General features: G+C 49.7%; 19 protein-coding genes. 5 read left to right on the forward strand and 14 right to left on the reverse strand.

All coding sequences use genetic code 11. The annotated features are described in order from the left end of the window. Genes FCL47_RS04415 through FCL47_RS04425 form a run of 3 tightly spaced genes read right to left on the reverse strand, consistent with a single transcriptional unit; the run spans window position 1 to window position 4,357 of the window. A complete protein-coding gene (locus FCL47_RS04415) occupies window positions 1-2,703 on the reverse strand; it encodes a cation-transporting P-type ATPase (protein ID WP_136812266.1) in 2,703 nt (900 codons plus the stop codon). Then, complete coding sequence (locus FCL47_RS04420) at window positions 2,700-3,545, reverse strand: universal stress protein (protein WP_136812267.1); 846 nt, start codon at window positions 3,543-3,545, stop codon at window positions 2,700-2,702. The genes FCL47_RS04415 and FCL47_RS04420 overlap by 4 nt, the downstream gene beginning before the upstream one ends. Window positions 3,546-3,577: 32 nt before the next feature. Further along, on the reverse strand, window positions 3,578-4,357 hold the full coding sequence (locus FCL47_RS04425; protein ID WP_136812268.1) for a Mut7-C RNAse domain-containing protein: 780 nt from the start codon (window positions 4,355-4,357) through the stop codon (window positions 3,578-3,580). Between the two features lie 416 nt (window positions 4,358-4,773). On the opposite strand from FCL47_RS04425, the gene FCL47_RS04430 reads away from it, so the two are divergent. Beyond that, complete coding sequence (locus FCL47_RS04430) at window positions 4,774-5,454, forward strand: protein-L-isoaspartate(D-aspartate) O-methyltransferase (RefSeq protein WP_136812269.1); 681 nt, start codon at window positions 4,774-4,776, stop codon at window positions 5,452-5,454. A gap of 106 nt (window positions 5,455-5,560) precedes the next feature. On the opposite strand, the gene FCL47_RS04435 is transcribed toward FCL47_RS04430, so the two are convergent. Continuing rightward, window positions 5,561-6,661 carry a response regulator gene (locus FCL47_RS04435; protein WP_136812270.1) on the reverse strand — a complete coding sequence of 367 codons (1,101 nt, stop codon included), beginning with the start codon at window positions 6,659-6,661 and terminating at the stop codon, window positions 5,561-5,563. A gap of 521 nt (window positions 6,662-7,182) precedes the next feature. Here FCL47_RS04435 and amrS point away from each other — a divergent pair. Continuing rightward, a complete protein-coding gene (amrS, locus tag FCL47_RS04440; protein WP_136812271.1) occupies window positions 7,183-8,196 on the forward strand; it encodes an AmmeMemoRadiSam system radical SAM enzyme in 1,014 nt (337 codons plus the stop codon). A 42-nt stretch (window positions 8,197-8,238) separates the two neighbouring features. Here the strand turns inward: amrS and FCL47_RS04445 are convergent, their stop codons facing one another. From FCL47_RS04445 to FCL47_RS04485, 9 genes are all read right to left on the reverse strand, one after another. Then, window positions 8,239-9,267 (reverse strand): zinc-dependent alcohol dehydrogenase family protein, encoded by a 1,029-nt coding sequence (locus tag FCL47_RS04445; protein ID WP_136812272.1) that lies wholly within the window; start codon window positions 9,265-9,267, stop codon window positions 8,239-8,241. A gap of 142 nt (window positions 9,268-9,409) precedes the next feature. Beyond that, complete coding sequence (locus FCL47_RS04450; RefSeq protein WP_136812273.1) at window positions 9,410-9,703, reverse strand: Smr/MutS family protein; 294 nt, start codon at window positions 9,701-9,703, stop codon at window positions 9,410-9,412. Further along, window positions 9,700-10,854 carry a lipid-A-disaccharide synthase gene (lpxB, locus tag FCL47_RS04455; protein WP_136812274.1) on the reverse strand — a complete coding sequence of 385 codons (1,155 nt, stop codon included), beginning with the start codon at window positions 10,852-10,854 and terminating at the stop codon, window positions 9,700-9,702. Before lpxB ends, FCL47_RS04450 begins: the two co-directional genes overlap by 4 nt. Continuing rightward, window positions 10,851-11,837 carry a Gfo/Idh/MocA family protein gene (locus FCL47_RS04460; RefSeq protein ID WP_136812275.1) on the reverse strand — a complete coding sequence of 329 codons (987 nt, stop codon included), beginning with the start codon at window positions 11,835-11,837 and terminating at the stop codon, window positions 10,851-10,853. The genes lpxB and FCL47_RS04460 overlap by 4 nt, the downstream gene beginning before the upstream one ends. Window positions 11,838-12,070: 233 nt before the next feature. Beyond that, entirely contained in the window at window positions 12,071-12,778 is a 708-nt protein-coding gene (locus tag FCL47_RS04465; RefSeq protein ID WP_136812276.1) for an ABC transporter ATP-binding protein, read from the reverse strand. Further along, on the reverse strand, window positions 12,771-13,562 hold the full coding sequence (locus tag FCL47_RS04470) for an ABC transporter ATP-binding protein (RefSeq protein ID WP_136812277.1): 792 nt from the start codon (window positions 13,560-13,562) through the stop codon (window positions 12,771-12,773). The genes FCL47_RS04465 and FCL47_RS04470 overlap by 8 nt, the downstream gene beginning before the upstream one ends. An 80-nt stretch (window positions 13,563-13,642) precedes the next feature. After that, complete coding sequence (locus FCL47_RS04475; RefSeq protein ID WP_136812278.1) at window positions 13,643-14,872, reverse strand: branched-chain amino acid ABC transporter permease; 1,230 nt, start codon at window positions 14,870-14,872, stop codon at window positions 13,643-13,645. Between the two features lie 25 nt (window positions 14,873-14,897). Next, a complete protein-coding gene (locus FCL47_RS04480; protein WP_136812279.1) occupies window positions 14,898-15,800 on the reverse strand; it encodes a branched-chain amino acid ABC transporter permease in 903 nt (300 codons plus the stop codon). Between the two features lie 80 nt (window positions 15,801-15,880). Further along, complete coding sequence (locus FCL47_RS04485; RefSeq protein WP_136812280.1) at window positions 15,881-17,011, reverse strand: branched-chain amino acid ABC transporter substrate-binding protein; 1,131 nt, start codon at window positions 17,009-17,011, stop codon at window positions 15,881-15,883. Window positions 17,012-17,303: 292 nt separating this feature from the next. Here FCL47_RS04485 and lpxK point away from each other — a divergent pair, with 292 nt between their 5' ends. Together lpxK and lpxC are read left to right on the forward strand one after the other, a co-directional pair. After that, window positions 17,304-18,365, forward strand: coding sequence for a tetraacyldisaccharide 4'-kinase (lpxK, locus tag FCL47_RS04490; protein WP_136812281.1), 1,062 nt, complete (start codon window positions 17,304-17,306; stop codon window positions 18,363-18,365). A gap of 214 nt (window positions 18,366-18,579) precedes the next feature. Then, a complete protein-coding gene (lpxC, locus tag FCL47_RS04495) occupies window positions 18,580-19,563 on the forward strand; it encodes a UDP-3-O-acyl-N-acetylglucosamine deacetylase (RefSeq protein ID WP_136812282.1) in 984 nt (327 codons plus the stop codon). A 98-nt stretch (window positions 19,564-19,661) separates the two neighbouring features. Here lpxC and FCL47_RS04500 read toward each other — a convergent pair whose 3' ends face one another. After that, window positions 19,662-20,078, reverse strand: coding sequence for a secondary thiamine-phosphate synthase enzyme YjbQ (locus tag FCL47_RS04500; protein ID WP_136812283.1), 417 nt, complete (start codon window positions 20,076-20,078; stop codon window positions 19,662-19,664). A 677-nt stretch (window positions 20,079-20,755) separates the two neighbouring features. On the opposite strand from FCL47_RS04500, the gene FCL47_RS04505 reads away from it, so the two are divergent. Further along, a complete protein-coding gene (locus FCL47_RS04505) occupies window positions 20,756-21,118 on the forward strand; it encodes a cell wall hydrolase (protein ID WP_136812284.1) in 363 nt (120 codons plus the stop codon). Window positions 21,119-21,166: the final 48 nt, after the last annotated feature.

Genomic DNA, 21,166 nt, shown 5'->3' on the forward strand with positions numbered 1-21,166 from the left:
CTAGCATACCTGTCCCCTGGTGAATAACAGTTTCCGGAGATAATCGATTCCAAAAATGAGGACAACTCCCAGCCAGGCCAGGCCATAGACTGCAGGCTCCACCGGTCCGGTGCGCAGTATTTTTTGTAATGGCTGAAAGTAAAGGGTCGCCCAGGAAAAAAGAATCTGCACGAGGATACCCGCCAGCAGCAGTCGATTGGTCAAAAGACCTCTGTCCAGACCGGAGCGCTGCTCATATCTGCGCCCGACCAGATTGCCTATCTGCATCAGGATGATGGTTGCCAGGGTTATGCCGGTGGCGGATTGATAGAGTGGCGAAGATGCCGCCAATGGGGTCCCGTATTGCCAGCCGCCGCTGACCAGAACATAAAAAAACAAGAACAGCGACCAGATTGCTTCAATTATTCCTAAAAAACAATAACTTCGCATCACCAGTTTGGGGGTCAGCAACTGCTGGGAAAATTTGTCCGGCCGCTTTTTCATAACCTCCGAATCGGCAGGTTCCTGCCCCAATCCCATCGACGGGATAATATCTGTGCCCAGATCGATCAACAAAATCTGCATAATGTTCAGTGCGGGGGGAACGGGTAAGACGATATAGAGAAGATATGGCAAAATCTCCGGGACATTATGCACCAGGACATAGCTGGTGAACTTCTTCATGTTTTCGAAAACGGTTCTTCCTTCCTCGATACCGTCAACAATGGCGGCGAAATTGTCATCCAGCAGAATGAGATGCGCCGATTCCCGGGCGACGTCGGTCCCCTGTTTTCCCATGGCGATTCCGATGTCGGCTGCCCGGAGCGCCGGCGCGTCATTGACACCGTCACCGGTCATGGCGACAACCCGGTCCATGTATTTCAGGGCAGTGACGATCTTCATTTTCTGCTCAGGCGTTGTCCGGGCGAAGATGCGGACGCCTTGCTGCAACTGTTTGCTCAGATCGGCAATCGTCAGTTGATTCAGCGCCTCACCGGTGAGATGAGCCGTGTCGCCAGGCGCTACAATCCCGGCTTTGGCGGCGATTGCGAGAGCTGTGGCCGGATGATCGCCGGTGATCATTATTACGTCGATTCCAGCCCCGTGACATTTTGCCACCGCTTGCGGCACTTCTGGACGAATCGGGTCTTCTATGCCGATAAAACCGGCAAGAATGAGATCATGCTCCAGCGCGGCAGCTGATTCATCTGCCATCGCCTTATCCGGATCTTCATCCCCGGAAATCAAACGATAGGCAATGGTTATCACCCTGAGCCCCTGGGCTGCCAGCTGCTGCATGATTTGTTCACTTTCTGCTAACTGCCGGGGCAACGGGATATCATGCACTGCGCTCCCCCCGATCGGCTCGACTCCGCTGACCAGAGGCCGGATTGCCTCAAAGGCTCCTTTGACGACAAAGAACCTCGATCCTTTGCTCCTGGCAATCCCGGCGGATCGCCGTTTTTCCACGTCAAAGGCAAAGTGGCATATAATATCGCGCCGGGCGTCAGTAAGATCTCCCAAGCCGAGCCGCAGCAAATTTTCAGCCATCGCCACATCCAGAGGGTCGCCGAGCAGGCCATCTGCTGCCTGGCGGACATCCGAGGTACAAAAAGCGAGCGTGGCCAGCTCCAGCTCCTGCTCCTTCGTCAGCGTTTCACCGGAACGTGGGTTGATCATCCGGGTGACGGTCAATTTGTTTTCCGTCAGCGTCCCGGTTTTGTCCGTACAGACAACATGGACCGCCCCCAGGGAGGCCACCGCGTTCAGACTGGTGACCAGTACATTTTTTCTGGCCATCCGCAGACTTCCCATCGCAAGAGCCAGGGTCAGTGTCGGCAGGAGTCCCTCGGGAACATTGGCAACGATAATACCCATCATGAATACCAGATTCATCCATAATGGTTTGCCGGTCAGCATCCCGTAAAGAAAAAAACCGGTCCCCATGGTACAGGCAATGATTGTCAGTACCCGTACCATATGGGAAATCTCCCGCTCCAGGGGGGAACTGGAGGACCTTGTCGCCTGGGAAAGATTGGCAATGCGACCGAAAAAGGTACGCAAGCCCGTAGCGAACACTACTCCCCTGCCCGTTCCTTTGACCACGGTACATCCGGCAAAACCGATGTTCTGGCATTCTTCCAGAGGCCTGTCGGAGGCTTGCGATGAGAGCCGTATGGCCGCAGATTCACCGGTGAGTGGAGAATTGTTGACCATCAAGCTCTCTGATTCGACAATCCGGACATCGGCTGGTATCTTGCACCCTTCCATCAGAATAATCACATCTCCGGGAACGATCTCCGTCGCCGCTATTTTGTCGATTTTATTCTGGCGACAGACCTCCACTAAGTTGGGGAGAAACTGCTTGAGCGCCTCCATGGCTTTTTCTGCCCGGTATTCCTGAAAAAAACCGAACAGGGCATTGAAGATCGCTACCCCGAAAACCGCCCAGCCGAGAAGACCCATGTCCTCGGCCGGATTAATCCGATGAGCTATAAAGCATATGCCGGCCGAAAAGAATAACAGAACTGCAAAGAAATTGGTGAATTGACGTCCCAGCGACCGCATCAGTTTCCAGGGATCATTCAGTTCAAACTGGTTTTTCCCAACGTGGATCAGCCGTTCTGTCACTTCTGACAACGCAAGCCCTTCGGGACGTGTATGTAAATACGCGTGTACCTGTTCCGGTGGAATTTGACCGATATGGGCTGGCTGTTTGTTCATATGCTTTGATATATCCCCACATCGCATGAAGTGTCGCGGAGGATCTGCTCGAGCTTGTTGCCGTAGAAAAAACGCGATGTCAGATTCCGCTCCGTGGCCCCCAGAAGGATCATGGAGGCATTGATTTTGCCGGCCTGGATCAAAATTTCCTTTGCCCAGTCGTCAGAGAGAATCACTGAACTGTCAAGACGCCATGGCACGCCGGGCGTCTGCTTCCGAATTTCTCCCGCGACCCGGTTGAGGTATTCGTAGCCTTCGGCGATTTTTCTTTGGGCAGCTGTCGCGGAGATGTAGCGAAAGTGGATGGGGTTTGCCGTCATCACCCGCAGGAGATACAATTTTTTAACCGAGGCCGCGGTCATTTGCAGAAAAGGCATGGCCGTTCGAAACCCGCGTGGATGACCGGCGAGAGGAAAGAGTAAGGTACTGGGGCAGCCGAGCAGGCCGGGACTGACCACCCGGATGGCCATGACGTTGAATCGTTGGCAGCGAAAGAGCTTTTCCGAAACGGTGCCGGTGAGAAAACCCCGTCCCCTGGGGGCAATGCGTGCCCCGCACAGGCAGTAACTTTGCTCGCCCGAAGGGATGGTCTGGAGCAGGGTCGAATAAACATCGCCTGCTTGCTCGACAATCAGGTGTTGGCAGGAAACGCAGCGCTGTTCACCTTCTGTGACGATAGCGGCAATTTTTTCTTTGATCCTTCGGCGGGTGAAGGTGCCGTCCAGGACGTGAAGCAGCGTAAGCTGCCCGCCGGAGAAGGTGCCGGCACTTTGGATGGCGTACCGGGCCACCCAGTCCGCATTGATCGAACCATCATATGCCAGAATAATTCGCCGGTCCATCGCGGACCTCCCATTAAGGTTGATTCATGGCATCATATCGTTTTACCGAGAATTCTTTTGAGTTGTGCAGTCATGTTATCGCAATGGCTCCCATGCCAGTATATTTTGCCACAGCCGACACATCGTTTGAATCGATTGTAATATTTTCTGGTAAGCGGCTGAAGACGGTCGATGATTGTGTTTTTTTCCACTCCGTCCAGAAGACCGTTGCAGGCGATGCAGCGGGAAAAAGGGGTAAGCCTGTCCTGCAGGCTGTAAAGATCGAGGATCTCCTTCAATTGTTGTTCAGGGTCCTGGCTTCGAACGAGGCGACCGAAAATCAGCCGGCGGATTTTGAGGAGATCTCTGTTTCGGGTCAGCAGTATCCGCTGTTCCCGGATAGCTCTTTCAACGGTGGCGCTATTGGCACTGGCAGAGTCGACCAACTCTGCATCAAACCCGGCCATCCGCAACAGTCCTGCCAGTCTGCCGATATTGGTATCCACCAGAAATATACAGTTACGCAGAGGTTCAGGACGCAGGGTGGTGGCAATGGTCGGGAGAGTGTCGGGGAGGAGTGGATAAATAAGGAAATGTTCCCCTTTTCTGGCAATTTTGTCAAAGGTCTGCGCTTGTCCGTCAAGTACTATTTGGCCTATTTCAGTATGCGGTACACCAAGACTTTCGAGGATATCTTTGATCGAGGCCCGGCGCGACAGGGGGTAAACAATTGTTTTGTCGCCTCTAGGAACTCTGTGCAACAGATCTGCCGTGTCACCATGGAAGGTGAGCAAAACAGGAGGATCGCTACCGTTAGAGTAAATCGGTTTCATATTGATCTCGACATGTTACACTTCTTTAGCCGCAGGAGGTGTTACAGCAAAGATACCATCAGAGCATTGGCTGAATATGCATTGTACTCTGGATTTTCTTTCATTCAAGAAAATTGCGATGCAGCCCGACTGGCCGAGTTCTGATCGAGAGGCCTCAAGCTCATGTCTATTTCAACTGTACGTGGGAGCGCATCGTGTTTATTTTTTCGCTGTGAAGCTCAAAACGCCAGACTCTATCACAGTTTGGTCGAAAAACAGCAGGGGCGGATCGAAACCAACCTGACAGGTTTTGGCAGCTCTGTTGTCTGCCAGCGCTGATACAAGGTTGATTTGATACGGACGCTCAGAGGGTGCTCGCTTTAATGCAAACGAGACATCGCTAGTCAAAAAAAGACAATGGGATATTTTATATACTAATGGGCCAACCGCAAATCAATGCTCTTTTACGCAAGATTGAGGCAGATTGCCGAAATACCAGCAGATACACCGGCATTGAGGTTTTTCAAGCCAAGGTCATGCAGGCAATCGCATCGGTTCCACGGGAAGAATTTGTACCGGATCATCTGAAACCATATGCGTACGACAACAATCCCCTGCCTATCGGTGAAGGCCAGACAATTTCCCAACCTTATATTGTTGCGCTGATGACCGATCTGCTTTGCCCGAACAAGGACCAGATCATTCTGGAGGCAGGGACAGGATCGGGTTATCAGGCAGCGGTATTGTCACTCCTGGTGAAGAAGGTTTATTCCCTGGAAATTGTTCCATCTCTGGCACAGAAAGCGAAACAGCTGCTGTGGGATCTTGGTTACCATAATGTAGAAATACGCCAGGGTGATGCTTCTTTGGGGTGGCAACATCACGCCCCCTTTGACGGGATTATCGTCACGGCTGCCGCCGAGCAGATCCCCCCAGCTCTTATAGAGCAGCTCAGGCCCGGCGGCAGGCTTGTAATTCCGGTTGGCTATCCCCATATGACCCAGGAACTGCTGCTGGTTGAAAAAGATGCTGCAGGTGGAATTACCCAAAGGAATATTCTGCCAGTTGCGTTTGTCCCGTTTACCGGTGCATCGAATTGTGCGGGAAACCAGGAGTAACCCCCCATATATCGCGGAAGCTTATTCTCGTTTCTTTGTCCAGCTGCCCGTAAATTTCTCTTAGTGCAACAAGTTGCCCACCGGAGAGTTTGAGGTGACGGAAGTGCTAAATCAGCATCGTTTCGGTAAGTGCGCGTTTAACGCTCTCTTTGAGTTCTTTTAAATTGACTGGTTTAGCAATCGAATCGAAGAGTTCGCTTTTGATGTCCTGCGCGAGGTCGTCAAGCGTTTCCTTACGGCTCATCAATATTACCTGGGTGACCGGTGATAGCCTTTTGATATGATGCAGAAATTCAATCCCGGTCATTTCCTTCATCGCAAAATCGGTAATAACGATATCGAACTGGCCGGTTTCAAGCCGTTGACGGGCCACATAAGGACTGGTGAATGCTTCGACCACCCACTCACCTTTGCCGAGATAAATTTCCAGGCTGCTGCATACCGTGATGTCAGCGTCTACTACCATGATCCGTGGTTTACGATGCATCAGCTCTTCTTCCTTTTGACGGATAACATCAAGCAGGCGCACCTCGCTCCTGCGTGTCGGCAGATAATAATAAATACCGCTGGTAACCATGGCCAGTCCGAGCAACATGATAGAACCATCGGCTAAAGTCCACCAGCCAAGACCGAAATAACGTATGAGGCCGATGGCCAGGACCACCAGAGCAATACCCGTTCGCATGAAGGCCAGTTCGGTGCGAGCCTTGGCCAAAAAGGTCCGCTGCTGGGCCATAAGTGTTCTTTTTTCAGCGAGAAAAACCCGGCGCTGGGATAGCTGGGTACGCAACCGGGCGAGCCCGCTCCGGTTTTCCGACATTTCCGTGCGTTCTACGGCAGCCTGCGTTCGTTTTTCTCCCAGGAGAGCATTTTCTTCCGCCAGCAGTGTTCGTTCGAGGGACAGAAGATTACGTTCTATGGCATATCTGGTGGTCAGCATTGACGGGATATCCTTCAGGGATTCCGTCTTGATGATTTCCCCGGTGATTTCTTCCAGGTCGCGTTTCAGTTGATCAGTATAATCCTGCCGAAATTTCCTGCTTTTCTCAATCAACTGAGCGTGCCCGCCGGGACCCGGTCGCTGCGCCAGGGTCATCTCCAGGGGTTTGCAGACGGCATCCATCTTTTCGGACAGGGCCGCCCGCTGATCTTCCAGGTCCTTTCTGATCTCACTTTTGTCTTCCATGGTAATATGTCTATTATCCATAAATTTTAGCGGTACTGCCCCATGCAGACCGAACGATGTGGGTAGTATGCCTGTTTAAAGAAAGGTATCGGTCTTCATGTGCAACCATGATTGCAGGTGAAACATGGTTACTTCGACGGTAAAGCCAGAGAAAAACTGACCAGTGAAGCTTTTATCTGTGACGACTGTCTGACGTTTTGTGGAAACAGCTGAAATTGTTAGCCAGCTTGATAATTAATTAAAAGATTAAGTTTAACTGTCGGCCCGTCAAAAGTAAAGTCGCAAAAAAGTGTTAACAATTGTTTTTTCTAATCCTTCGGGGGAAAAAAAATCATTTATTAATTGGTGCGAAAATCATTTTTATCTATCTGGTATAAATGTATATTTTCACTAACTCTTGGCGTCAAGCAAGACAACTGATTACTGTTATCCGAAGGAGCTTCGAAAACGTGGCCAAAGCAGTTGAGAGAAAAAACAGAGGACAGATGATGTAACGCAAGCTCACTGTTGCGCAGGGGAAGATGAAATCAGGAGGCGAGCCCATGAAAGAAGCCTTGTTCTATAATGCCGGCAAAGAGCACGACGTAATGTGTTTTTTGTGCAACCATCATTGTCACATAAAAGATGGGAAACGCGGTATCTGCGGGGTGCGGGAAAATCGTGGTGGGAAATTATACAGCCTTGTCTACGGCCGGATGATTGCAGAGAGCATTGACCCCATCGAAAAAAAACCTCTGTTGCACTTTCTGCCGGGCAGCAAGGCCTATTCCATCGCTACTGTCGGCTGTAATTTTCACTGTCTCCATTGTCAAAACTACGATATCTCACAATATCCGCATATAAATAACGGTGAGATAGCCGGGAGGGAGCGTACTGCCCTGGCCATAGTCGATGAAGCCGAGCGCGCCGGATGCGCAAGTGTCTGCTACACCTATGTGGAACCGACAATTTTCTATGAATTTGCCTTTGATTGTTCTGTGTTGGCTCGAGAACGCCGGCTGAAAAACGTCTTTGTCAGCAACGGCTATATGACCCCGGAAGTGACCCGCCACCTGGCGCCGTTTCTGGATGCCATTAACATCGACGTCAAAGCGTTTACCGACGATTTTTATAAAAAAGTCTGCAAGGCCAGGTTGCAGCCTGTCCTGGATAATGTCAAACTCATGCACGAACTCGGAGTCTGGGTTGAAGTGACGACGCTTCTTATTCCGGGCCTCAATGATTCACCGGAAGAATTACGTGCTCTCGCCCGATTCGTGAAATCAGTGTCGCCCACCATTCCCTGGCATGTAACGGCATTTTATCCCACCTATAAAATGCTGGACCGGAAACCCACCCCGATCACCATTTTGCGCAAGGCTCGGGAAATTGGCCTTCAGGAAGGGTTGCATTATGTTTATGAAGGGAATATTCCGGGGGAAGGCGGGGAAAACACCTACTGCCCCGGGTGTGGCGCGGAGTTGATCAGTCGCTACGGTTTCAGCATTCGGCAGAATAAACTGTCCGACGGTTGTTGCGCAACCTGTGGGCAGCAAATTGCAGGCGTATGGAAATAATTCCTCCTGAATTTGCCGAGTCAGGGGGGCGTTTCGGCAGATTCAATCCATCCGCAATACTTTTGCCCCGCGAACCCTTCTCGTCCGGAGCTCAGTTAAGGCGCGGTTGGCCTCCGCCAGAGAAAATTCCTGCACCTCAGGCCTGATTGCCAGGCTCTGGGCCAGTTGGAGAAATTCGCTCACGTCCCTCCTGGTAATATTGGCGACGCTTTTGATTTCTTTTTCCAGCCACAGATCACGAGAATAGTCGAGCTCCAGAAGAGCCTTTTTGTCGGCGTACTCCTTGGCTATGGCGTTGATGACGAGTCTTCCTCCCGGGGTGAGGTTTTTTAAAGCCTCCACCACCGGCTGCCAGGCGGGAGTGGTGTCAATAATACAGTCTAGCTTTTCGGGTGGTTGCTCCGCTGTTTCTCCTGCCCAGACCGCGCCAAGTCCTCTTGCGAACTCCTGTTGTTCTCCTCCCCTGGCAAAAACAAAAACTTCCGACTTCGGATACAGGTGGCGGACCATTTTTAAAACGAGATGGCCGGAGGCCCCGAATCCGGTGAGTCCCAGATTTTGCCCATCCTGAAGCCCGGTCAGCCGCAGGGATCGATACCCGATCGCCCCGGCACAGAGCAGAGGCGCCACCTCCGTATCGCTGAGACCTTCGGGGATGGGATAGGCAAAATCTTCCGGAACTGTCATATACTGCGCATAACCGCCGTCGGCATCCCGGCCTGTGGCCTTGAAGTCGCAGCACAAGTTCTCCCGGCCACTCCTGCAGAACGTGCAGGCTCCGCAGGCGGAGTAAATCCAGGCAATACCGACAGTATCGCCGGTTTTAAAGACGGTGGCTTTTTCGCCCGATGCCTGGATCCGACCAACCACCTGATGACCTGGAATCAAGGGCAAGCGCGGCGGAGGCGTGCGGCCTTCAATTATGTCAAGCTCGGTATGGCAGACCCCGCACACAGCAACCTGCACCAGGATGTTATCCCCCGTGGGCACCGGATCGGGCAGGTCCATCAGTTGCAACGGTATCGTGTTTTCCTTGAGATTACAGAGCTGCTGTAAAACCATCGCTTTCATTTGCTGGCCGCCTTGTGGTTTCTGCTGATTTTTCCACCTTGAATTTTTCCTGTTGGGTTATTGACTTAGACTAGTTCGCGCACTGGAAACAGTTGAATGAGGAGTGAATGTTTTTTACAATCAACGCATGCCGATGATTGTCTCACTGATTCTTCAGGCGCACAATGGTCGCCCCCCAGCTGCCGGAGTGCAGATCGGCCTGCCGGTATTCTGCGACCAGAGGATCACGTTCCAGAAGAGCATGTACGGAACGCCTTATGTTGCCTATCCCTTTGCCGTGGATGATTTTTATGTCCATGATTCCCTTTTCTTGACACTCCTGCAGATAATCGGGGATGAGCGTCTTCAAATCTTTTGGTGAAAAGGCATGGAGATCGAGAATACCGTCTATTTCTATGGCGAAGGGATCATTTTCATTGGGGGTGTCATCACTCATTTTGAACCTTCCAGCATCTGCAGGGCGACAGCCGCGGCCTTTGCCGATGCTCCCTGCTCACCGAGTTTATCCCTTACTTCTTTCAGGGCCTGTTTCATTTTGTTTTTTCTGGCGGGCAGTGTGGTTATTGCGGAGAGTTCTGAAGCAATACCGATTGCTGTTACTTCATGCTGCAGAAGTTCAGGAACCGCAGCGTACCCGGCAATGAGGTTTACCAGCGAAAAGTGATCAATTTTAACGAGAAGTTTACCCAGGCGGTAGGTAAGTGGAGCCAGCTTATAGACCACAATCATGGGGACCTGGAGGATGGCCAGTTCCAAGGTTACGGTACCGGATGCGGTAACCACCGCATCGCATGCGGCCATCATATCATATCGGTCCTGCTCAATAATTCGTATGTCGAGAGTTTGTTGATATTTATCAAGTCCGGCTGCAGTAAATTCCTGTATCCCGATAGTCGAAGCCCTGGGAATAAAAAAAACGATTTTTTCGGCGGAATTTTTCTGTAAAGACGCTGCTGCGCGCAGGAAAATGGGGAGAAGAGAAGAAATCTCTCGCTTCCTGCTGCCGGGGAAAAGACCGATACATCGAGTATCTGGCGGGATGTTGTGCAGTTTTAGATATTGTTCCCTGGTTGTACTGGTAGTGACGGTATCGAGTAAGGGATGACCTACATATACCGCCTCAACGCCCCGCTGATGATAGAACTCTTCCTCAAAGGGCAGGATGACACCTAGCCTGTCCACCCTCGCCTTGATCGTCTTGACCCGTCCTGAGCGCCAGGCCCATAACTGCGGGCTGATATAGTAAAATACGGGAATGCCGAGTTTTTTTGCCTTTTTAGCGAGCAGCAGATTAAAATCGGGCAGATCGATGAGAATAACAAGATCCGGAGGATCTTCAGTTAATCGCTTTCTCAAGGCTCGCTGGGCAAGCCAGATATCTTTCAGATGGACAAACACTTCAAAAACCCCGACCACCGAGACCTTCGCCGCATCATAGAGAATTTCCATGCCAAGCGCGGCGAGCTCCGGCCCGCCCATGCCGCAAAATTGCAGTTCGGGTTGGTGTAGCCGTAAGGCTTTGACCAGATTTGCCCCATGAAGGTCACCGGAAGCTTCACCGGTGACGATCATGATTTTGCGGTTCATGCTTTCTTCTTCGGCAGAAGGTTTTTGAATAAATCAAGTTTCTGATGCTCTTTAATCTGCTCCATAACCTGCAAGGCTACAGCCAGTGCCCTCCGGCCTTCATAACCTGAGACGGCCGGTTTGGTTCTCTCCCGGACGTGCTGAACAAAGGATGTAACTTCACTCAGCAAGGCGTCTCCATCGGCAAAGGTACGCATTTCGACCGCCTGTTTGGGCATGCCGCTATCCTCGCGCAGGTCCTCCGAAAGTTGTATAGTCATCACACTTTTATTGCCAAAATCGACGTTTATATAGGACCCTGGCTGAAAGATGCGCATTTTCCGTACATTTGTTCGGGAAATCCGGCTGACGGTAACATTGGCGGTTGCGCCGTTTTCGAACATCAAACGGGCGTTGGCGATATCGGTATTGGCTGTTGCGACGGGAGCGCCGACGGTGTGGATGGCCTTAAGCGGCGACTTGATAATATTTAAAATAATATCAATGTCATGGATCATTAAATCCAGAACGACATCAACATCCGCGCCTCGGTGTTTGAAGGTGGCAATTCTATTGCTTTCGATAAAGACCGGCGTGGTGAGAAAAGGCTCCATGGCCTGAACCGCCGGGTTGAATCGTTCAAGGTGGCCGATCTGCAGGATGAGTTTTTGGCCCTCTGCCTTGGCGATGAGATCATCTGCTTCACCAAGAGTGACGGTCATTGGTTTTTCGAGCAGAACGTCGATACCTGCATCCAGACATGCACCGGCAACTTGATGATGGTAGGGCGTTGGCACGACGATAGACACGGCGTCAACTGCGGGCAGCAGTTGCGTATAGTCGGTAAAGCTCTGACAATTGCACTCTTGTGCAACCTGCTGACTCTGTTTGCTGTCGATATCAGCGACCCCGACCAGGTCAACCCCCTCGAGCGCCGCATATTTCTGGGCATGAAACCTTCCGAGATAGCCTACCCCGATAACTCCGACCTTTATGTTTTTCATGTTAAAAATTCTCTCTGATAGTTGAACTGCATTGCATGAATGACTGAGATATAATTTTCTTGTGCGGTGTACGAGAAAATTATCTCGTGCGGGGGCCTGTACCCCCAAGGGAAATGAAGAACGTACCCGTCAGGCGAGTACTAAAAAGAGTACCCGTCAGGCGAGCATTAAACAGCATCCCGGCTTATCCCCCGTTTGCCGGGGGGAGTCAGTAAGGCGGCAAACACTCCCTGCTATATACCCAGGTATGCCTTCTGGATATCTGTATTGGCGAGCAATTCCTGTGCTGGTCCAGACAGAGTAATTCGGCCATTTTCCATGACATAGCCCCTGTCTGCAATATGCAGAGCCTGATTGGCGTTCTGTTCAACTAGAAAAATGGTCGTATTATTCTCTTTATTTATCTGCTTGATGATTTCAAATATCTGCCTGATTACCAGGGGTGCCAGGCCCATCGACGGTTCATCCAGCAAGAGCAGTTTTGGTTTTGCCATAAGGGCTCGGGACATGGCCAGCATCTGCTGCTCGCCACCGCTCAGGTTGCCGCCGTCCTGATGTCTTCTTTTGTAGAGGATAGGAAAAAGAGAGTAAACATAGTCCATATCCTTTTTGATGGCCTCTTTGTCGTTTCTCAGAAACGCCCCCATATCGAGATTTTCCTTAACGCTCAGCTGGGGGAAGATATGGCGCCCCTCCGGAACCTGACAAAGCCCCATCTTAACGATGGCATCAGGTGCCATCCGGTGGATTTCCTTATCCTGAAATTTTATGGTTCCAGCACGGCATTCCACAACATTGCAGATGGTCATAAGCGTGGTGCTCTTCCCTGCTCCGTTGGCGCCGATGAGGGTGATTATCTCCCCATCTTCTACCTTCAGAGAGACGTCTTTAATCGCCAGTTTATTGCCATATCCGGCCTGTACCTTGTCTAACTCAAGCATCGACTTCCTCACCCAGATACGCTTTTATAACTGCAGGATTAGCCCGAATTTCAGCAGGGGTGCCCTGGGCTATTTTTTTGCCGTAGTCCATTACAAAAATACGGTCAGACAAACTCATGACCAGCTGCATATCATGCTCGATCAGCAGTATCGCCTGCCCTTCCTGGGATATTTGTTTGATTAAATGATCCAGATCCAGGGTTTCCTGCGGGTTCATACCGGCCGCGGGCTCATCGAGCAGCAGGAGCAGTGGCTCGGTGGCGAGAGCCCGGGCTATCTCCAGGCGTCGCTGTGCCCCGTAGGAAAGATTATCGGCAAATTCATTTGCATGTTCGGCCAGACCTACTTTTTCTAAAATGGCATAGCTGGTCTCCAGGATACTCTCTTCTTCCCTGCGCGTTGCTGCTGTTCTGAAAATAGCCCCGAAAATAAATGCCTTGGTCCGACAGTGCCGTCCGATCATGACATTTTCCAGAACGGTCATCTTGGGGAAAAGGCGAATATTCTGGAACGTACGGGCAAGTCCTCTCTCCGTGACTTTATTGGGCTTTAGTCCTTTGAGAGAGACTTTTTTCGATTTATTGGGCAGACTGAGCAGGATGTCACCGCCCGTTGGCTGGTAAATTCCGGTTATACAGTTAAAAAAAGTCGTTTTTCCTGCACCGTTTGGTCCAATGAGAGCTACGATTTCGCCACTGTTCACATCAAGATCAACGGAGTCAAGGGCGCGAATTCCTCCAAAATCCATGGTGAGATTCGTTACGTTTAATATGGGTTGTTTCATTATTTAGTGCCTTACTTCAGAAATTCCATCAAGAAAACAAGAAAACCGAGAGTATCTTTAACATTAGGAAAGAGTTCCTCCTACCTGACCGGTGGGGGCGATTTTTTCTCAAATTTATAGGTGCGCCGAATATTGGAAATCAGTCCCTGGGGTCTGAATATCATCATACAGACAAGAATTGCGCCAAAGGCCAGCATGCGGTATTCCGACAGCGCCCGCAGATATTCCGGCAGCAGGATGAGGATCAGGGCGCCGAAGACCACCCCAACGATAGAGCCCATTCCTCCGAGCACGACGATAGACAGGATAATAGCCGATTCGAGGAAGGTGAAACTCGCCGGATTGATAAAGGTTGTCTTCGCCGCAAACATGACGCCGACTATGCCGGCCCAGAATGCCCCAAGTGAGAAAGCGACCAGTTTTGTTTTCCGCTTGTCGATGCCCATGGCCTGGCAGGCAATTTCGTCCTCGCGCAGGGCAATCCACGCCCGCCCCAGCCTTGAGTCCTGCAGCCTGTTGACGATAAAGATTGTCACGATGACTAAAATTATCATCAAATAGTAGGTATAGAGCACAGACTGCTCAAGATTGAAATGCATACCGAAAAAACCGGGGCGCGGGATGTTCGAGATGCCGCTTGGTCCCTTCGAAAATTTTCCCCAGTTCTCCAGGATAAGACGAATGATTTCGCCAAAACCCAGAGTGACTATCGCCAGATAATCACCACGGAGGCGAAGGACGGGAAAGCCCAGCAGGATACCAAAAGTTGCCGCCAGAAGGCCACCAATGGGCAGAACTGTCCAGAAGCCGAGGCCGAAATGAAGATTCAGCAGCGAGTAGGTGTAGGCGCCGACGGCATAAAATGCCACAAACCCAAGATCGAGAAGTCCGGCCAGCCCGACGACAATGTTCAAACCAAGACCCAGGACAACATACATCAGGGCGGTGGTCATAACATTGGTCTGGTAGGTAGAAAAAATATGTGGAAAAACAATGGAAATTGCAGCGACGATACCGATAAAGATGTTCCGTTGAACGGGATTAAGGAGAATTCTATGGATCAGCGAGCTGATTGGCAGCTTATTTTCGCCGGCGTCACTACTTTTGGGCTGGTTTTCTTTTCTATGTTGATAAAATTTAACCAGCAAATAAATAGAAAAAGTACCAACCGCCATATAGAAAGCATTCTGCCAGCGCCAGAAGACTGTTCTTTCTATGGGGTCCACTTTAATAACAACAATGGGAAATGTTAAAAAAACGAACCAGAGAGAGGTAAGCAGAGCTTTTTTGAATTCTTTTAATAAAACCATAACTGACGTGTGTACACTTTTTGGTTTAAACTTTTTCGTTAGATGCCCTGCCGAGCAGGCCTGATGGTTTAAATATGAGAATCAGAACAAGCAGGGAGAAGGCAAAAACATCTTCATAGTCACTCGAAACATACCCGGTGGCAAAGCTCTCCGTCAGTCCCAGAACAAAACTGCCGAGAACGGCACCCGGTATTGAGCCGATTCCACCCAGAACCGCAGCCGTGAATGCTTTGATTCCGGCAAGAAAACCGATGTAAAAATTTATCTGGCCGATATGCGCCGCAACAAGCATCCCGCCGATCGCGGCAAGGCCTGAGCCAACGATGAAAGTTGCCGAGATCACGTTGTTGACATTGATTCCCACCAGGGTAGCCATCGTTCTGTCCTGAGCGGTGGCGCGCATTGCTTTGCCAATTTTAGTAAATTTTATAATCAGGGTAAGCAGCACCATGACAACAATTGTGGTTACCAGGATAATAACATCCGTGGTGCCGATAATATGGGCAATCGGCTCCATGAATTCAAGATCGGGAAAGAGCGTGGGGAAAGGCAGAAAATCTGATGTCTGGGCCAGCAATACGTAATTCTGCAGGAAAATCGACATCCCGATAGCGCTGATAAGAGGCGACAAACGCGGTGCATGCCTGAGTGGTTTGTAGGCAATTTTTTCGATTGTATACCCATAGGAACTCGCCCAGACGACTGCAGCCAACCCGGAAATGATCACGATGGAGACGAGAGGGAAACCATAAACCGAGAGTACCGTGGCAACGATAAAAGCGGTAAACGCCCCGATCATATAGATTTCCCCATGGGCAAAGTTGATAAGCCCGATGATGCCGTACACCATGGTGTAACCCAAGGCGATAAGCGCGTAGATCGAACCTCGAGTCAAACCGCTGAAAAACAATTCAATAAAATAGTCCATGCCTGCATAAAAAAATATCTGAAGTAAACAAAGAAAAATCTATGTTTACTTCAGATATTAAAAGGTTAACCAAGGAAATGTTATTTGACGACGACGTATTTGCCGTTTTCTACAACATACATTGAAAATCCTACACCGACTGCGTCGCCATTCTTGTCAAAGCTGATATTGCCGACAGGAGTCGCCACTTTTTCTGTTTCCAGAACTTTCTTCAAATCGGCAAGTTTGGTTGAGCCGGACTTCTCGATTGCATTGAGTATTGCCACAGTCGCAGCATACGCGCCATCATAAAATGCACCGGGATCACTGCCAAACTTTGCCTTATGCTCCGCTCTTGCTTCGGCAGCCTGGGGATTGTTAGAGTTGTCCTGCGGACCGGCAGCGTAGACACCTTCCGCGGCATCACCGGCAACCTTGATAAAGGTATCGTCTTTAACGCCATCATCAGACACGAATTTGGTCTTGAGACGCTTTTTCTTCATAATTGTGACAATTTTGGAAGCTTCTGGATGATACCCGCCAAAGACGACAACATCTGCACCTGACTGCTTGATTTTCTGGACGATAGCTGAATAGTCCATGGCACCGGGAGTAATACCTTCGAACAGAACAACCTGTCCTTTGCCGGTTTTTTCGACATACTTTTTGGCACCTTCGGCAAGCGGTTTGCCATAGTCGCCTTTGTCGTGGATGATGGCAATTTTTTTCAGCCCCAGTTTATCAACGGCAAAATCAATCATCGCCGGTGACTGCGCAGCATTGGGGGCAATGGTCCTGAAGAAATTAGGATAGTCGCCGCTCAAAGTCAGCTCATCGCTGGTGGCAGATGGCGACATAACCAGAATTTTGGCATTTTTATAGATAGGCATTGCCGCTTTGGTCGCACCGGAACAAATATGGCCCAGGACCACTTCCGCACCGTCCGAGACCAGTTTGGTTGCAGTATTGGTGGCAATTTCAGGTTTGCAGACATCGTCCTCAATGAGCATCTCCACCTTTTTGCCGTTGATTCCGCCTTTGGCATTGACTTTGTCAATAACGACCTTGGCGGCATTGACACTGGGCAGACCATAGGACGCGAGATCACCACTATGCGGACCAGCGACACCAAATTTTATTGTATCGCCGGCAACACCAAGTGCCGGAGCCGACAGTGCCAACAAAGCACAGGCTGCAGTTGTTAGCAATTTACCACGCAGATTAACCTTCATCCTTTCCTCCCTGAAAATTGTTATGTACCTTACAGATTATTTTTGTTGGATTTTACTAAAAAACAATCTATCTCAAGCCAGCCTCGCCCTTCGATGGACCGTGCAACACGACCGGGGGTGGTATCCCGGCTGTTGGATCGTTGGAGCGTATTATTTGCGGATCAAAGCAGAAAGTCACCCGAAAAGAGCGAGCATATACCGCGAAGTCATGATATTAGTCTTTTACACACTGTTTTGCAAAATCTAAAGTGAAAAACTGTCCTTTCTGTAATCAATTTTATCTTTTAAAGCCATGTCAAAAGGTTTGGATCTCTTCTTTTTCTTTGGTCGCCCCTTCAGTCCTGTCTATAGTGTTCTCATGAAATCGCGGGAAAAACTCTATCGTCGAGGAATATTTCGCGGTCATTCATTACCCGTCCCGGTCATCGCTGTCGGCAATCTTGTTTTGGGTGGGACCGGTAAAACGCCTACAGTTCAGCATATTGCCAGGGTACTTCTGTCTAAAGGTTATCGCCCGGCAATTATCAGCCGAGGATACGGCGGCAAAACCAAAGAAGCGGTGAACGTCGTATCTGACGGGGAAAATATTTTTCTGTCGCCGGAGATAGCAGGAGATGAACCGTGCATGCTTGCCGAGAGCTTAGCCGGGGTAGCGGTACTCACCGGAACACGGCGTATTTTCCCCTGTCGGCATGCTATTGATCACCTCCATGCCGATGTCATTATCCTCGATGATGGATTCCAGCATCTCAACGTCAAGAGAGATATTGATATAGTTCTCTTTGATGGCACCGTCCAGGCCGGAAACAGCCGGGTTTTCCCCGGGGGTCCCCTGCGGGAACCGGTTTCCGCTCTGAAGCGGTGTCATGGCTTTCTTTTAACCGGGGAAAATCCGGTGAACAGAGAAAGAACGCAAAAATTTGCCACCCTTTTGCAGAAAAAATTTCCGGCAAAACCGGTATTTATTTCTTCTCTGGAGGCATATGAGCTTCAAGGACCGGATGGGTCGGTTGCCGCAGAATCTGTCTCGGGCAAATTTTATGGTTTTTGCGGCATCGCCAATCCTGGGAGATTTGCGAAATCTCTCGCCGATTATGGACTGCCGCTCGCAGGCTTTCATGCTCTAAAAGACCACATCTCATACAATCAGGAGTCAGCTGCGCAACTTAGTAAAAAAGCGATCGATTGCGGCGCGGCAAACCTGATAACGACAGAAAAGGATTACGTTAAGCTGCGTACGCTCGACTTGAGTCTGCCGCTCTTTGTTCTCAAGGCACATCACAAGGTGGAGCAGGCGTTTGATGACTTTCTCCTCGCAGAATTAGAGAAAACAGGCAAGCCCCATCCTGGATGATCCCGGCAATCAGTACATTTTTGTGTGTGAAAATCGACACATCAGCGTATTGTGTTGCTTTTCACACACTCTGTGTTGGGGGTGCTGGCTCTGCGTGATCTGCTTACTACTCCGATATCTATGGATTTATTCAAAGGTAAAAACCGACTGCTTTGGCGGCATGCAAATTGCATATGAGGGGGTGCTTCACACTCTTACCTCATAAGGAATAGCTATGTCTGCACAGATGGATCCATATCAACATACTTTACGAAAATCAGCGAGCTGTTGCGGAGTCGGCCTGCATTCCGGCCGAACCGTCAATCTCGCAATAAAACCGGCGCCGGTTAACAACGGCATCCGTTTCTTTCGGTCCGATGTGCCGAATGGCGGCCATATTCAAGCGTACATGGACAGGGTCGTTGACACGCAGCTGGCGACAACTCTTGGCAATGAGCACTTCAGGATTTCAACGACGGAGCATCTCTTGGCGGCTCTGCGGGGGGTTGGCATCGATAATGCCAACGTGGAATTGGATTCGGGTGAAATTCCAATCATGGATGGCAGTGCCGAGCCGTTTTTCAAATTACTGAAGATGACGGGTAGGTCGAGGCAAAACGGACTTAAAAAAATTCTGCGCATTATAAAGCCTGTCACCCATAAAGACGGTGATAAACATTTGACCATATCACCTTACAATGGTTTCAGGGTGACCGGGGAAATCTGTTTTGACGACACTCTGATCAAGAAGCAGCGATTTACCTACGATCTTGCTGCTGATCGCTTTGGTGATGAAATAGCCCGAGCCAGGACCTTTGGCTATGTCGAACAGGTCGAGGAGTTATGGGCTAACGGGCTGGCTCTAGGCAGTTCGCTGGCAAATGTCATCGCTATCCACTGGAATCGCAAGTCAGTCCTCAATGAAGACGGTTTGCGATATGATGATGAGTTCATCAGGCATAAAGTTCTGGATCTCGTTGGAGACCTGACACTCTTAGGCTACCCTGTTCTGGGGCATGTTACGGCCTATAAAGTCGGCCATACGCAGCATCTGGGCCTGATGCAGGCTATCGCTGCTGCACCGGATTGCTGGGAAATTGTGCAAATGAAAAAAAATGGGCAGAGTACCGCCCTCTCTCGTATCGCTGCGAAGTCGCGAGAGGCAGGTGATGCACCTGTGCCTCTTTTCAATTACGAGCCCCGCGCCTCTGCCGCCTGATCCGTCAAGTATCACCCCGCACTGTATATAAAGGCAGGGTGGTGCCTATTCTTGCGGCGCCGAATCGGCACAATAGCACAACACGTGCACCGGCTATGTCATTCTCCAATTATCTTGACTAAGACACGTTTTTTCCGCTTGCCATCAAATTCTCCATAAAATATCTGCTCCCATGTTCCAAAGTCCAACCTGCCTTCCGTAATCGCTACCACAACTTCTCTTCCCATTATCTGACGCTTCATGTGCGCATCGGCATTATCCTCGTACCCATTATGTCTGTATTGCTCCACAGGTTCATGGGGTGCAAGCTTTTCAAGCCATACCTCATAATCATGGTGCAGCCCGGATTCGTCGTCGTTTATGAAGACAGATGCCGTTATGTGCATCGCGTTGACAAGGACTAATCCCTCAGTAACCTTGCTTTCTAGCAAACATGTTTCAACCTGCGGGGTAATGTTTACGAACCCTCTTCTGGCCGGGACTTCAAAAAACAGCTCTTTCCTGTAGCTTTTCATTTCTACCTCCTGCTCATGTCATCTCTTTGAAAACGGGACATACATCTACGATCTTCGGCTCTGGTACAATAATAGTTCGTGATATTTTCAGGTCAGCTCACCATAGCAATATATTAAATTTTGTCTGGACTGACGCTGCGTAACAATATCAATTAAAGGTAATTTTGCGATAGTATATGGTAAAAGCAAAGCAACATGAAAGGCGAAATGGGAATCTAATCTATAAAATGGAAATGTATGAAATATTTATCAACAGGAGACAGAAGCATGGTTGTGCATTCATCAACGAAATCGAATTTTGCGAGGGTACAGGACATCTAATACAATATTAGAAAGATAGGATGGTTTTAACTCTCCATGCTCGTTCTTTAACATCTGAATCTGAACCAAATTTTATACATTATCTATCTGATATTATATCACAATTTTAAAAAACTATTTCTTTTGAGAAATATTCTCATATACTCAGCTAAAAGTTGACGACATATCCAGATGTTGTATATTCACCAGTATGAGGTGCCTTCAGTTACCCGTAAAAACAGTTAGGTATTTTCGCATACATGATCAGTATTGGGGAGAACATTGCTTGTTTTCCTTTGTACTTAGACAGGGCCGTAAAGTGATCGGCTTTGGGCTTGTTGAGTAGTACATACCGAAAAAATCAGGAGAAATTACGAATGACTTTACTTGAAGGCTTATTGTGGCTGACTCTCAATGTCTACCACGAAGCACGCTCGGAACCACAGATCGGCCAGATGGCGGTGGCTTTTGTCACCTTGAACAGGGCCAATGAAAAACATCGGCCGATAAAGGAGATAGTTCAGGAACCCTACCAGTTCAGCTGGACCTTCCAGAAACAGTCGTATCTGCCGGATGACCCGAAAGCATTTTTGAACTGCATGAAATCAGTGTATATTGCCCTTCAGACCAAAGATTTCACCGAGGGAGCGACGCATTATCATCTGGACAGTGTCAATCCTCACTGGTCAAGCGAATATACCTACCTGGAGCAATACGGTTCCCACAAATTCTATAAGTGATTGCAGTCTGCAAAAGGCGGCAAGGGCAGCCAACATGCTGCATTTGCC

The sequence above is a fragment of the Desulfopila sp. IMCC35006 genome (genome assembly GCF_005116645.1).
Classification (GTDB): Bacteria; Desulfobacterota; Desulfobulbia; order Desulfobulbales; family Desulfocapsaceae; genus Desulforhopalus_A.